This window comes from Pseudonocardia sp. NPDC049635, assembly GCF_040659795.1.
Lineage (GTDB): Bacteria > Actinomycetota > Actinomycetes > Mycobacteriales > Pseudonocardiaceae > Pseudonocardia.
Genome location: NZ_JBFAON010000003.1, coordinates 49,247 through 62,209 on the forward strand (window position 1 = coordinate 49,247; position 12,963 = coordinate 62,209).

The 12,963-nt window shown below is 72.1% G+C and carries 15 protein-coding genes; 11 read left to right on the forward strand and 4 right to left on the reverse strand.

What is annotated here, in order from left to right:
- Nucleotides 1-4: 4 nt before the first annotated feature.
- From cysD to AB0J24_RS05035, 5 genes are all read left to right on the forward strand, one after another.
- Nucleotides 5-919, forward strand: coding sequence for a sulfate adenylyltransferase subunit CysD (gene cysD / locus AB0J24_RS05015; protein ID WP_358675615.1), 915 nt, complete (start codon nucleotides 5-7; stop codon nucleotides 917-919).
- The gene (locus AB0J24_RS05020) at nucleotides 919-2,229 is read left to right on the forward strand and encodes a GTP-binding protein (protein ID WP_358675618.1); all 1,311 of its coding nucleotides are present in this window, start codon (nucleotides 919-921) and stop codon (nucleotides 2,227-2,229) included. The genes cysD and AB0J24_RS05020 overlap by 1 nt, the downstream gene beginning before the upstream one ends.
- 232 nt (nucleotides 2,230-2,461) lie before the next feature.
- Nucleotides 2,462-2,602, forward strand: coding sequence for a hypothetical protein (locus AB0J24_RS05025; RefSeq protein ID WP_358675621.1), 141 nt, complete (start codon nucleotides 2,462-2,464; stop codon nucleotides 2,600-2,602).
- Between the two features lie 85 nt (nucleotides 2,603-2,687).
- Complete coding sequence (locus AB0J24_RS05030) at nucleotides 2,688-2,858, forward strand: hypothetical protein (protein ID WP_358675624.1); 171 nt, start codon at nucleotides 2,688-2,690, stop codon at nucleotides 2,856-2,858.
- Entirely contained in the window at nucleotides 2,855-3,961 is a 1,107-nt protein-coding gene (locus tag AB0J24_RS05035) for a putative sulfate exporter family transporter (protein ID WP_358675627.1), read from the forward strand. Before AB0J24_RS05030 ends, AB0J24_RS05035 begins: the two co-directional genes overlap by 4 nt.
- Before the next feature lie 42 nt (nucleotides 3,962-4,003).
- On the opposite strand, the gene AB0J24_RS05040 is transcribed toward AB0J24_RS05035, so the two are convergent.
- A complete protein-coding gene (locus tag AB0J24_RS05040) occupies nucleotides 4,004-5,926 on the reverse strand; it encodes an FAD/NAD(P)-binding protein (RefSeq protein WP_358675629.1) in 1,923 nt (640 codons plus the stop codon).
- A 147-nt stretch (nucleotides 5,927-6,073) separates the two neighbouring features.
- Nucleotides 6,074-6,136: a putative leader peptide gene (locus AB0J24_RS05045; RefSeq protein ID WP_358676429.1), complete on the reverse strand. Its 63-nt coding sequence runs from the start codon at nucleotides 6,134-6,136 to the stop codon at nucleotides 6,074-6,076.
- Nucleotides 6,137-6,444: 308 nt separating this feature from the next.
- Here AB0J24_RS05045 and AB0J24_RS05050 point away from each other — a divergent pair, with 308 nt between their 5' ends.
- From AB0J24_RS05050 to AB0J24_RS05060, 3 genes are all read left to right on the forward strand, one after another.
- Nucleotides 6,445-6,699, forward strand: coding sequence for a hypothetical protein (locus AB0J24_RS05050; protein WP_358675632.1), 255 nt, complete (start codon nucleotides 6,445-6,447; stop codon nucleotides 6,697-6,699).
- 61 nt (nucleotides 6,700-6,760) lie between these two features.
- Nucleotides 6,761-7,558 carry an enoyl-CoA hydratase-related protein gene (locus tag AB0J24_RS05055; RefSeq protein ID WP_358675635.1) on the forward strand — a complete coding sequence of 266 codons (798 nt, stop codon included), beginning with the start codon at nucleotides 6,761-6,763 and terminating at the stop codon, nucleotides 7,556-7,558.
- 28 nt (nucleotides 7,559-7,586) lie between these two features.
- The gene (locus AB0J24_RS05060) at nucleotides 7,587-8,438 is read left to right on the forward strand and encodes an NAD-dependent protein deacetylase (protein WP_358675638.1); all 852 of its coding nucleotides are present in this window, start codon (nucleotides 7,587-7,589) and stop codon (nucleotides 8,436-8,438) included.
- Nucleotides 8,439-8,452: 14 nt separating this feature from the next.
- On the opposite strand, the gene AB0J24_RS05065 is transcribed toward AB0J24_RS05060, so the two are convergent.
- On the reverse strand, nucleotides 8,453-8,626 hold the full coding sequence (locus tag AB0J24_RS05065; protein WP_358675641.1) for a hypothetical protein: 174 nt from the start codon (nucleotides 8,624-8,626) through the stop codon (nucleotides 8,453-8,455).
- 44 nt (nucleotides 8,627-8,670) lie between these two features.
- Here AB0J24_RS05065 and AB0J24_RS05070 point away from each other — a divergent pair, with 44 nt between their 5' ends.
- Nucleotides 8,671-9,636 carry a zinc-binding dehydrogenase gene (locus AB0J24_RS05070; protein WP_358675644.1) on the forward strand — a complete coding sequence of 322 codons (966 nt, stop codon included), beginning with the start codon at nucleotides 8,671-8,673 and terminating at the stop codon, nucleotides 9,634-9,636.
- 225 nt (nucleotides 9,637-9,861) lie between these two features.
- Entirely contained in the window at nucleotides 9,862-10,332 is a 471-nt protein-coding gene (locus AB0J24_RS05075) for a MarR family transcriptional regulator (RefSeq protein ID WP_358675646.1), read from the forward strand.
- Between the two features lie 95 nt (nucleotides 10,333-10,427).
- Here AB0J24_RS05075 and lepA read toward each other — a convergent pair whose 3' ends face one another.
- A complete protein-coding gene (gene lepA / locus AB0J24_RS05080; RefSeq protein WP_358675648.1) occupies nucleotides 10,428-12,311 on the reverse strand; it encodes a translation elongation factor 4 in 1,884 nt (627 codons plus the stop codon).
- Between the two features lie 350 nt (nucleotides 12,312-12,661).
- Here lepA and rpsT point away from each other — a divergent pair, with 350 nt between their 5' ends.
- Complete coding sequence (rpsT, locus tag AB0J24_RS05085; RefSeq protein WP_358675651.1) at nucleotides 12,662-12,925, forward strand: 30S ribosomal protein S20; 264 nt, start codon at nucleotides 12,662-12,664, stop codon at nucleotides 12,923-12,925.
- Nucleotides 12,926-12,963 lie beyond the last annotated feature (38 nt).

Genomic DNA, 12,963 nt, shown 5'->3' on the forward strand with positions numbered 1-12,963 from the left:
GGCTGTGACCACGGCTGTCACGCGCCCGACGCCGGACGCGCTGGACGCGCTGGAGTCGGAGGCGATCCACGTCTTCCGCGAGGTGGCCGGGGAGTTCGACCGCCCGGTGATCCTGTTCTCCGGGGGCAAGGACTCGACCCTGCTGGTGCACCTGGCGGTGAAGGCGTTCGCCCCGGCCGCGGTGCCGTTCGGCCTGCTGCACGTCGACACCGGCCACAACTACCCCGAGGTGATCGAGTTCCGGGACCGCACCGCGGAGCGGTTCGGCCTGCGGCTCGAGGTCGCGCACGTCGAGGACTACCTCGCCGACGGGCGGCTGGTGGAACGCGCCGACGGCACCCGCAACCCGCTGCAGACCCAGCCGCTGCTGGACGCGATCGCCGAGCACCGTTTCGACGCCGTGTTCGGCGGGGGTCGCCGGGACGAGGAGCGGGCGAGGGCCAAGGAGCGGATCATGTCGCTGCGCGACGCGTTCGGCCGCTGGGACCCGCGCAAGCAGCGCCCCGAGTTGTGGAACCTCTACAACGGCCGGCACGCACCCGGTGAGCACGTCCGCGTCTTTCCGATCTCGAACTGGACCGAGGTCGACGTCTGGCGCTACATCCGGCGGGAGGGCATCGAGCTGCCGTCGCTGTACTTCGCACACTCCCGGCCGGTGTTCCGCCGGGACGGCATGTGGCTGGCCGAGGGCCCGTGGGGTGGTCCGCGTACCGGCGAGACGCTGGAGACCCGCACCGTCCGCTACCGGACCGTCGGCGACGGTTCGTGCACCGGCGCGGTCGAGTCCACCGCGGCCACGCTGGACGAGGTGATCGCCGAGGTGACCGCCTCCCGGCTCACCGAGCGGGGCGCCACCCGGGCCGACGACCGGTTGTCGGAGGCCGCCATGGAGGACCGCAAGAAGGAGGGCTACTTCTGATGGCCGGCACAGTGGATGCGGCACAGCCGCGCGACCTGCTGCGGTTCGCCACGGCCGGCTCGGTGGACGACGGCAAGTCCACCCTGGTCGGGCGCCTGCTCTACGACACCAAGTCGGTGCTCGCCGACCAGATCGAGGCCGTCGAGCGTGTCTCGGTCGACCGGGGGCTCACGACCCCGGACCTGTCGCTGCTGGTCGACGGCCTGCGGGCGGAGCGTGAACAGGGCATCACGATCGACGTCGCGTACCGGTACTTCGGCACCGCGACCCGCGAGTTCGTGCTCGCCGACACCCCCGGTCACGTGCAGTACACCCGCAACACCGTCACCGGTGCATCGACCGCCGAGCTGGCCGTGCTGCTGGTCGACGCCCGCAACGGTGTCGTCCCGCAGACCCGCCGGCACGCCGCGGTGCTGTCGCTGCTGCGGGTGCCCCGGCTCGTCCTGGCGATCAACAAGATCGACCTGATCGACTACGACGAGGCCAAGATCGCCGACATCGAGCGGGAGTTCACCGAGCTCACCCGATCGCTCGGGTTCGGCGACGAGGCCGTCCAGGTGATCCCGGTGTCCGCGCTGGTCGGGGACAACGTCGCCGGCCGCAGCGAACACACCCCCTGGTACGCCGGCCCGACGCTGCTGGAGCACCTGGAGGCCGTGCCGGTGGACGGGCCGGACGTCGACGCCCCGTTCCGGCTGCCGGTGCAGTACGTGATCCGGCCCCGGACCGCCCAGCTGCACGACTACCGTGGCTACGCCGGTCAGGTCGCGTCCGGCACCGTGCGCGCGGGTGACGAGGTCGTGGTCCTGCCCGAGGGGCACCGGACGACGGTCTCCGAGGTGCGCACCGCGGACGGCCCGCTGGCGGCGGCCGGTGCCGGGTTGTCGGTCACCGTGCTGCTCGCCGACGACATCGACGCGCCGCGCGGCGCGATGATCGCCGCCGCGCAGGACCCGCCCGAGGTCACCACCGAGCTGGACGCGACGCTGTGCTGGCTCGCCGAGAAGCCGCTGACGCCCGGCGCCCGGTTGCTGCTCAAGCACGGCACCCGGACCACCCAGGTGATCGTCGGAGCGCTGGCCGCGCGCCTGGACACCGAGGCCGTCTCCTACACCGACGCCCCGGAGCGGCTGGAGATCAACGACATCGGGCGGGTGTCGCTGCGGGTCGCCGATCCGCTGCCGGTCGACGCCTACGTCCGGGTCCGCGCCACCGGCGGGTTCGTGCTGATCGACCCGCCCACCGGGAACACCCTGGCCGCGGGTCTGGTCGGGGATCCGCTCGCCGCCGTGCCGGGCAGCCGCACGTAGGGCGGAGAGTCGGCCCACCGGCTCGGTCGCGCCCACCCCGTGACTGGGCCGACCGCGCGACCGGGTCCGCCGTCGCCGTGGCCGCTCCGGCTCCCGGACACCGCCGGACAGCCGGTGCGACGGCCGTGGGCCGGCACCTGCGCGGCCCGCGCGCCGGCGGGTTGTCCGGACACGCGTCCCGCGGCGCGAGCGGTGGCTTGCCCGTATCGTTCCGCCGCATCACGATCGTCGGGTGACCGACCTCGCCTCCCGCACCTGCGCGGCGCACCCGGCGGTCACCTGGCACCTCGTGGCGCACCTCGAGGAGTTCTGGCCGTCGCGCCGGCCGGCCGCCTTCGACGAGTTCTGTCCGGGCACGGGTCCGCACCGCTGAGCGCCGCGCGGACCCCCACCGTGTCCTGGACCTCCCGTCGTCGAAGGAAACCCACCGTGACCCGCACCGTCACGGGAGGCTGCCCGTGAGCGCCCCCGGAACCCCCACCGACCCTGCCGAACCCACCGGTGCCGCGGGGGACGTCCCCGCACAGCGGCGCACCGCACTCAACGAGGACTGGGCGGCGACCGTCGTCGGCCTGCTGTTGCTGGCCCTGATCCTCAGCGGTCTCTGGCCCGGGTGGCTGGTCCCGTGAGCGACCGGCAGACCGTCACCGCACCCCGTTCGACAGCCGCCTGGGCACTCGGCGGTGTCGCCGTCGTCATCGCGATCGGGGCGCTCGTCCGGTACCTGGAACAGGCCGTCCCGGACGCGGCCGCGGGCACCGCATGGGCCGAGATCGCCGAGGCCGTCGAGTACCCGGTGTACGCGATCCTGCTCGGCCTGCTCGGCAACGTGCTGCTCACCGTCACCGGGTTGCGCGAGCGGCTCTCCGGTGGGTTCCGCACCGAGTTCTTCATCAAGACCGGGCTGGTCCTGCTCGGCGCCTCGATCGACTTCTCGGTGATCGTCCGGGCAGCCGAGCCCGCGGTGCTGCAGGCGCTGGTGCTGATCACCGCCGTGTTCGGTTTCACCTGGTGGCTGGGCGGAAAGCTCGGCGTGGACGACAAGTTGCGGGCGCTGCTCGCCTCGGCCGTCTCGATCTGCGGGGTGAGCGCGGCGATCGCGGCGGCGGGCGCGGTGCAGGCGAAGAAGGAACAGCTCGCCTACACGGCCAGCCTGGTGATCCTGTTCGCGCTGCCCTCGATCTTCCTGCTGCCTGCCGCGGTGAGCGCCCTCGGGCTCTCCCCCGCGGTCGGCGGCGCCTGGATCGGCGGCAACATCGACACCACCGCGGCGGTCAGCGCGGCCGGTGCGATCGTCGGCGAGGAGGCGCTGCAGATCGCGACGATCGTGAAGACCACCCAGAACGCGCTGCTCGGCGTCGTCGCGGTCGCCCTGACCGCCTACTTCGCGCTGAAGGTCGAGCGGACCGCGTCGTCGGCACGGCCCGGGATCAGGGACTTCTGGGAGCGGTTCCCGAAGTTCGTGCTCGGCTTCCTGGCCGCGTCGATCGTCGCGACGATCTTCATCGGCGTGGTCGGCTCGGAGGCGGCCAGGCCGTTGATCAGTGACGTCAACGCGTTCCGGACGACCTTCCTGATCCTGGCGTTCGTCTCGATCGGGCTGGAGTTCCGGGTGGCGCCGCTGCGCGAGGCCGGGTGGCGGCCGATCGGGGTGTTCGCCGCCGCGACCGGGGTGAACCTGGCGGTCGGTCTCGGGCTGGCCGTGCTGTTGTTCTCCGGCCTCACGGTCTGACCTGCCCGGGGCCGCCCCCGTCCGGACGGGGGCGGTCCCGGTTCAGGCGGCCGAACAGGTGTCCGCCGTGGGGGTGGGCAGCGAGGCCAGGACCGCGCGGGCGACGGCGTCGTTGTAGCGCAGGCTCTGCGCGTTCATCCCGGGCCGGGTGAAGGCTCCGGCGACCTTGACCGCGGTGTGCGGTCCGACCGCGAACCGGCGCTCGTGGACGCCACCGCCGGCGGTGCGGAGCGCACCGTCGGCCGGCCGCACGGACAGCAGCCCGGTGTTGCGCAGCGGTGCGCCGTCCTCGTCGAGGAGGATCTCCTCGACCGCCTCACCGCGCGCCAGCAACCCGCCGAGCAGCGGATCGGCGGTGCGGGACAGGCTCGGATCGGGCAGCCGGGCGTCCACCAGCACCCGCGCGGTGACCGGGTCGGCGCCGGCCAGCGTGGTGCTGGTGGCGTGGAACCCGTACCGGTCGAGCGTGACGTCCATGCCTGCGCCGAGGAACTTGAGGTGGCCGCCCCGCGACAGCGCGAGCAGCTCGCGCACCCGGAAACCGGGCGGGCCGGACGCCACGGAGTTGAAGAAGCTCTGCCACCAGGGCAGGTCACGGGCCTGCGAACGGGGTGAGAGCACACCGGAACCGGCCAGCCGGGTGGTCTCGCCGAAGACCGACAGCATCGCAACGAACGCACCGAGGTGCGGCGTGTGCCGTTCGTCGACGTGCTGGCGGAGGTCCTCCGCGATCCGCTCCCGGACCGGACCCTGCAGCGACTCCAGGTCAGGTGCGTGCAGGCCCTCCAGTGGACGGTCGAGCGCGGTCAGGTCGAGCCGGTCGAGCGGGTCCGGGACCACCGAGTTGATCAGCTCCGCCTCCTCGGCGGAACCGTGCGGTGCGGCGGCGAACCGGGCTGCGAAGTCGTCCCAGCCGATGGCGACCCGGTCCGGATGGCCGTGGAAGAGCTCGTGGTACCAGCCCCAGCCGATCTCCTTGGCCATCAGGGGCCAGACCTGCTCCCGGAAATCCACCGGGGCGCCTGCGCCGATGAACCGGTCGGTGACCTCCGGGGTGAGGAATCGCGGCAGCGGCGGACGGCCACCGCGCAGCTGGTAGTGCGTCTTCGAGTGATAGGTGGCGCCGCGCGGCGACCCGGCGATCAGCACGGGTTCCCGGCCGGAGGGGACGTAGCGCAACCCGCCCGGTTCAGCGGGGTGCTCGGCGGGGACGAACCGGCCGCCGCGGCCCTCGAACAGCAGCACGACCAGGTCGATGAACGCCAGCCCCAGCCCGCGGGCCAGCACGGTCTCCCCCGGCTCGATCACCGACAGGTCCGAGTCGGTGGTCTGCTCGGGCGGCAGGTACCGCAGGCCCAGCTCCTCGGCACGGGCCCCGAGCTCGCGTTCGGCGGGGGTGGGCTCCGAGTCCAGGTGACCGGAGGCCAGCACGACGGCGTCGGCCCGCAGGATCGTGCCGTCGGCCAGCCGGACGACCTGGTCGGGGCCGTCGTCGGTGAGCGACTCCGCCGTCGTGCGGTGCAGGTGCACGCGCATTCCGGCGGGCGCCCGCTCGAGTACCTCGCGCAGCACGGCGCCGAGGTAGTGGCTCTGCAACCGCCGGGTGGGGAAGGTCGACGCCGTCACCGTGGCGAGCTCGGCAGCATCCTCCGGGCCGAGCTCGGCCACCGGGTCACCGTGTTCACGCAGCTCGCGCGCCCACTCCCAGAACGAGGGCCCCGGCGCGACCGGACCGTCGCAGACGACCGAGTCGTCGGTCCACATCGTGACGTCGGCGGCCATCGAGTTCATCGCCAGCAGCGGCGACTGGGCGTGCCGCCAGATCCGTCCGGCGCCCGCCGGGTAGGGATCGACCAGGTGCACGTCCAGTCCGGGACCGGCGAGCACGTCCGCGTACATGCCGGGAGCGCCCGCGACCATGCGTTCCAGCACGCCGACGCCGCGCGGACCGGCTCCGACGATCACGACGGCCGGGCTCCTCGGGCCGGTGCGCCGCGCCGGGCCACCGGCACACGGCTGGGCGCCCGGGGACGGCGGGGCAGCAGGGGACGGCGGGGTACTGGGAGTCACGGACGCTCCTCGGGAAGTGGGACCGGGCGGCGGGGCCGGGTCTCACACCGCCGTGCGCAGCCGACACAGGTCGACGTGCCTGCGCTTGACGAGGGGGACGTCCACAGGTCCACGGTAGGCCGATCACCCCGCCGTCGGCCAGCCACCGGTTCGTCACCCGCTGCGATGCGGCGGGCGGCCCCGGCCGTCCGTCGGGCGCACGATCACCCTTCGCCCCTGACGCGATCACGACCGGTCACCGCTGAATCACCTCCGGCCACCGTGTCCTGCATCGCACCTGTGTTCTACACAGTGTCAAAGACCGCCGACGCGGGTACAACGGAGATCGACCCACTGAATCGAGCCGGATGCACGACCACGTTGCAGGACCGGATGCCGCACCCGACCCCGACACGTTCAACGGAGAACGTCGCATGACCGCAGAGCTGATCCGCCCGGAGACCCCGGACGTCGCACCCACAGCAGGCGGGCCCCCGACCCCGGAGCCCGCCACCGAGCGGACGGCCGTCGACCGCCTGCTCGACTCCCTCGACGACCTGGTGCGCAGGCACCGGGCGCTCGCCGCGCACGACGGCGGATGCGCCTCACTGCACGCCGAGCTCATCGCCGCGGAGCTCGATCAGCAGCTCGCCGTGCTCCGGAAGGTACCCCGCAGGCCCCGGAACTGACGGGTCGTGGTGGTGCCGCGCCGCCCACGGGGGCGCGGCGTCACCGATTAGGGTCGTCGGCGTGGCAGACACCGTCGACAGCACCGCCGGCTCCGAACTCGTCCACCTCGACGTGGCCGAGGGCGTCGCGACGATCACCCTGGACTCGCCGCGCAACCGCAACGCGCTCTCGGCGCAGCTGCGCCGGGAGCTGATCACGCACCTGGACGACGCGCTCGCCGACGACGCGGTGCGAGTCGTCGTGCTCACCCACACCGGCACCGTGTTCTGCGCCGGGATGGACCTCAAGGAGTCGCGGGGCGCCGACGCGCAGCAGCAGGGCGTCACCGAGGTGCCCCGGATCCTGACGACACTCTGGGACTCCCCCAAGCCGGTCGTCGCCCGCCTGGCCGGCCCGGCCAGGGCGGGTGGGGTCGGGATCGTCGCCGCCTGCGACATCGCGGTGGCCGCCGAGCCCGTCACGTTCGCGTTCTCCGAGGTCCGGATCGGTGTCGTGCCGGCGGTCATCTCGGTGACGGTGCTGCCGCGGTTGACCGCCAGGGCAGCACACGAGCTGTTCCTCACCGGTGAGACCTTCGACGCCCGCCGGGCGGCCGCGATCGGCCTGATCAACAGCGCGGTGCCGGTCGAACAGCTCGACGAGGAGGTCGCCCGCTACACCGGGATGCTCCGGCTGGGCGCCCCCGGCGCACTCGCCGGGACCAAGGCGATGCTCCGCCGCGAGCGGCCGGCCACCATGGCCGAGGACTTCGCTGCGATGAACACCCTCTCGGCCTCCTACTTCGCCTCCGACGAGGGCCAGGAGGGGATCCGGGCGTTCGGGGAGAAGCGCAGGCCGTCCTGGGTTCCGCAGGACTGATCACGCGAACCCGCCTACCCTGGGTGCCATGACCAGCACCGCACCCGGGATCGGCACCGACCCGGCCACGGTCCTGGATCTCCTGGCCGGACGCCGCCTGGTCGTCCTCACCGGCGCCGGACTGTCCACCGACTCCGGGATCCCCGACTACCGGGGGCCCGGGTCGCGGCCGCGCAACCCGATGACCTACTCCGAGTTCGTCTCCGGTGAGCCCGCACAGCGCCGCTACTGGGCACGCAGCCACGTCGGATGGGCACGGATGCGCCGGGCCGAGCCGAACCCGGGACATGTCGCGCTCGCCGCGCTCGCCGCGGCCGGGCAGGTCGAGCGGTTGATCACCCAGAACGTCGACGGCCTGCACGGTGCCGCCGGTCACCGTGGCGTGATCGACCTGCACGGCCGGATCGACGAGGTGGTGTGCCTGGACTGCCGCCGGGTCAGCCCCCGCGACGAGCTGCAGGCCCGACTGACGGCGTCGAACCCGGGGTTCACCGAGGCGCACAGCGCGCAGGTGGAGACCGCCCCGGACGGTGACGCCGCCGTCGAGATCACCGACGGGTTCCGGATCGTGCCCTGCGCGAGCTGTGGCGGCACGCTCAAGCCGCACGTGGTCTTCTTCGGGGAGAACGTCCCGAAGGAGCGGGTCGCCCGCTGCTACGCGGCGGTCGCCGAACTCGGCCCGCAGGACGGCGCGCTGCTGGTCGCCGGATCGTCGCTGCAGGTCATGTCCGGGCTGCGGTTCGTCCGGGCGGCCCGCAAGGCAGGCGTGCCGGTCGTGATCGTCAACCGTGGGCCCACCCGGGGCGACGAGCTGGCCACGGTGCGGGTGGACGCCGGCTGCTCGGAGACCCTCACCGCGCTCGCCGCGCGACCGCTCTGACCGCGCCCGGTCGCTCACTCCGGCCGGTCGGGGGCCCGGTCGAAGCGCTCGGTGGCCCGGTCCAGCCCGATCGCCACGCCCGCGCACAGCGGCAGCACCACGACGGTCACGAACACGACCTGGAAGACGAACGGGAGCTGGGTCAGCCACAGCTCGAAGGCGTCCCACCCGTCGATGATCGTGCGCACACTCCACACGGTAGTACGGCGACCCAGCGGCTAGGTTCGGGCCCATGTTCGCTGTGTACGCCCAGGAGCCCAACGCCGACGCCCCGCTCGACTCCCTCGTCGTGGGCGAACGACCCGAACCGGAGGTCCCGGAGGGCTGGGTGCGGGTGAAGGTCTCCGCCGCCAGCCTCAACATGCACGACCTCTGGACCCTGCGCGGTGTCGGCATCAAGCCCGAGCAGTTCCCGATGATCCTCGGTTGCGACGGCGCCGGAACGCTGGACGACGGCACCGAGGTCGTCCTCTACCCGATCATCGGCGACCCCGACTGGCGCGGTGACGAGACGCTCGACCCGAAGCGGACCCTGCTCACCGAGAAGCACCAGGGCACGATGGCCGACACCGTGGTGGTCCCCGCCCGCAACGCGGTCCCGGCACCGAAGGGGATCACCGCGGCACAGGGCGCGGTGCTGGGCACCGCATGGCTGACCGCGTACCGGATGCTGTTCACCCGGTCGAACCTGCAGCCCGGGCAGACGGTGCTCGTCCAGGGCGCGTCGGGCGGCGTCTCCACGGCACTGGTCCAGCTCGCCTCCGCGGCCGGGCTGACGGTCTGGGTCACCGGGCGCGACGCGGAGAAGCGGGCGCTGGCCGAGCGGCTCGGCGCGCACGCCACGTTCGAGTCCGGGGCGAAGCTGCCCGGCAAGGTGGACGCGGTGATGGAGTCCGTGGGCGAGGCCACCTGGAAGCACTCGATGCGGGCGCTGAAGCCCGGCGGGCGCATCGTCATCTGCGGTTCCACGTCAGGGCCGAACCCGCCCGCGGACCTGCAGCGGCTGTTCTTCCTGCAGCTCGAGGTCGTCGGCTCGACGATGGGTACCCGCGCCGAGCTCGCGGACCTGATGGAGTTCGTCGCGACCTCCGGCATCGCTCCGGAGATCGGGACCGAGCTGCCGATGACGTCGGCGGCGGAGGCGTTCGAGGCGATGGCGGCCGGGCGGACGGCCGGCAAGATCGTGCTCACCCGCTGAGTCGCCGGTCGTTGAGCCGGACGGCCGTATCGCACCGGACGGGAGATTCGTTACGTGATCCGGATGTGATGCAGTCGTGATGCACCCGGATGGCGGTGGACGGTATATATCCACGCTGGTCCTGGCCATGTTCGTCACCGCAGTGTGACGACCGCCCGGCGCTGGGGGCAGGTTTCCCCAGGACAGGTTCGGATTTCGCCCGTTCGGCAAGTACAGTCCGTCATCGTGACCGAGCCTTTCAGTCGACGGGCGTCGGGTGCTGCCACCATGGCAGCCCCGGCGCCTGGAGCCACAGGTGTCGTCGAGTTCCTGGACCGGGTCGACCACGCCGTGGCCACAGCCCTGTCCACCAACCCCGCCGCGACCGACGTCAGCCGTGACGGCTGGCGGGTCCTGTTGATGCTCGCCCGCGGCACCGGCCGCAGCATGGGCGAGATCGCAGGGCACACGTCGCTGCCCGCCCCCACGGCGACCCGGATCGTGGACCGCCTGGTCGAGCGGAAGCTCGCCTACCGGTCGGCCGACCCGCTCGACCGCCGCCGGGTGCTGGTGCACCTCTCGGCCGAGGGACGGACCGTGGTCGAGTCGGTGTGCCAGCGGGTGCAGCGCATCCTCTCCCCGCGCCGGGCACCCGCCGCCCGTCCCGCCGCGTGCGACAGCACGATCCCCGGCCCCCGCGCAGGCAGTGCGGTGTAGAGCCGTGTAGAGCCCCCGCTCCTCCCCGTCGCCCCCCACACACCACGGGCCCGGAACCCCTGAGGGATCCGGGCCCGCTCTCGTGTTCGCGTGCGCTACTTCTTGGGCTTCTCGGTGGCCTGGCCCCCACCGGTGGACAGCGCCGCCACGAAGGCCTCCTGCGGGACCTCGACCCGGCCGATCGTCTTCATCCGCTTCTTGCCCTCCTTCTGCTTCTCCAGCAGCTTGCGCTTACGGCTGATGTCACCGCCGTAGCACTTGGCGAGCACGTCCTTGCGGATGGCGCGGATCGTCTCGCGGGCGATGATCCGGGCTCCGACCGCAGCCTGGATCGGCACCTCGTACTGCTGGCGCGGGATCAGCTCGCGCAGTTTGGTGGCCATCGCGGTGCCGTAGGCGTACGCCGAGTCCTTGTGCACGATGGCGGAGAACGCGTCCACCGGTTCGCCCTGCAGCAGGATGTCGACCTTGACCAGGTCGGCGGCCTGCTCGCCGGCCTCCTCGTAGTCGAGGCTGGCGTAGCCCCGGGTGCGCGACTTCAACGCGTCGAAGAAGTCGAAGATGATCTCGCCCATCGGGATCGTGTAACGCAGCTCGACCCGGCTCTCGGACAGGTAGTCCATCCCGCCGAGCTGGCCGCGCCGGCTCTGACAGAGCTCCATGATCGCGCCGACGAACTCGGACGGGGTGAGGATCGTGATCTTCGTGATCGGCTCGCGGACCTCGGCGATCTTGCCGGTCGGCCAGTCGCTGGGGTTGGTGACCTCCAGCTCCGTGCCGTCGTCGGTGGTGACCTGGTAGACGACGTTGGGCGCCGTCGAGATCAGGTCGAGGTCGTACTCGCGCTCCAGCCGGTCCCGGGTGATCTCGAGGTGCAGCAAACCGAGGAAACCGCAGCGGAAGCCGAACCCGAGCGCGGCCGAGGTCTCCGGCTCGTAGGTGAGGGCGGCGTCGTTGAGCTGCAGCTTGTCCAGCGCCTCACGCAGCTCCGGGTACTGGGAGCCGTCGATCGGGTACAGCCCCGAGTAGACCATCGGCTTCGGCTCGCGGTAGCCGGTCAGCGGGGCGTCCGCGCCGTGGCGCTTGCTGGTGACGGTGTCGCCGACCTTCGACTGGCGGACGTCCTTCACCCCGGTGATCAGGTAACCGACCTCGCCGACCCCGAGCCCGTCGCTGGGCTTCGGCTCCGGCGAGACGATGCCGATCTCCAGCAGCTCGTGCTCGGCGCCGGTGGACATCATCTTGATCTTCTCGCGGGGTGTGAGCTTCCCGTCGACGACCCGGACGTAGGTGACGACACCGCGATAGGTGTCGTAGACCGAGTCGAAGATCATCGCCCTGGCGGGGGCGTCGGCGTCGCCGACCGGGGCCGGCACCTGGGCGACGACCGCGTCGAGCACCGCCTCGACCCCCTCACCGGTCTTGGCCGAGCAGCGCAGCACGTCCTCGGGCTCGCAGCCGGTGATGTGCGCGATCTCCGCGGCGTAGCGCTCCGGGTCCGCCGCCGGCAGGTCGATCTTGTTCAGGACCGGGATGATGTGCAGGTCCTTCTCCATCGCCAGATACAGATTGGCCAGGGTCTGCGCCTCGATCCCCTGCGCGGCGTCGACCAGCAGGATCGCGCCCTCGCAGGCCTCCAGCGCCCGGGACACCTCGTAGGTGAAGTCCACGTGCCCCGGCGTGTCGATCAGGTGCAGGACGTACTCCGCCGGGTCACCCGCGGCACCGGGGCCCGCTTCGCCCGCGCTCGTCACGGTCCAGGGCAGGCGCACGTTCTGCGCCTTGATCGTGATGCCGCGCTCGCGCTCGATGTCCATCCGGTCGAGGTACTGCGCCCGGGCGCTGCGCTCGTCGAGCACCCCGGTCATCTGCAGCATCCGGTCGGCCAGGGTCGATTTCCCGTGGTCGATGTGGGCGATGATGCAGAAGTTCCGGATGCGCTCCGGCGGGGTGAACGTGCGGTCGGCGTACGTCGTCACTCGGTTGTACTCGGCTTTCGCTGTCGCGTCGGGTGCGCGTCCATCGTCCCATGTCGTGCCCGGCGGCCCCCCACGGCAGCCGGGTCGACCGCCGGGGGCCGCCCGCTGTCGGCCCGAGGACCCCGCGAGACCCCCGGAAGGCACGACGATAGATTCCTCCCGTACCGCGCCCCGCGAGGTCCGGTGCCGGCGGAGCGGCCCCGCAGGAGGGCCGGATTCTCCCGCTGGTAGCCTTGACCGCTGAGCGCTCGGCGTGCTCGCCCGGGACGGTACGACCGTTCGGTGCCGCCGGAGCGGACCGGACTCGAGCAGACCAGCCGAAACGCAGCAGGCAGGAAGACCAGGTAGACGTGGCCAACATCAAGTCGCAGATCAAGCGGGTCAAGACCAACGAGAAGCGCCGGCAGCGCAACAAGTCGGTGAAGTCCTCGGTCAAGACCGCCATCCGCCACTTCCGCGAGGCCGCGGAGCAGGGCGCGGACAACGCCGTCGAGCTGCAGCGCAAGGCGGCTCGGGCACTGGACAAGGCGGCCAGCAAGGGCGTCATCCACAAGAACCAGGCGGCGAACCGCAAGTCGGCGCTCGCCAAGCAGCTCAACAAGATCGACGCCTGAGCCGATCGCTCGCAGCACGACGGCGCCGTCCCGGCATC

What these genes read in the sequence shown, in the direction of transcription:
- AB0J24_RS05070 (WP_358675644.1), top strand. Translation starts at nt 8,671, where the DNA reads ATGTTCGCTGTGTACGCCCAGGAGCCCAACGCCGACGCCCCGCTCGAC.
- AB0J24_RS05020 (WP_358675618.1), top strand. Translation starts at nt 919, where the DNA reads ATGGCCGGCACAGTGGATGCGGCACAGCCGCGCGACCTGCTGCGGTTC.
- AB0J24_RS05060 (WP_358675638.1), top strand. Translation starts at nt 7,587, where the DNA reads ATGACCAGCACCGCACCCGGGATCGGCACCGACCCGGCCACGGTCCTG.
- AB0J24_RS05050 (WP_358675632.1), top strand. Translation starts at nt 6,445, where the DNA reads ATGACCGCAGAGCTGATCCGCCCGGAGACCCCGGACGTCGCACCCACA.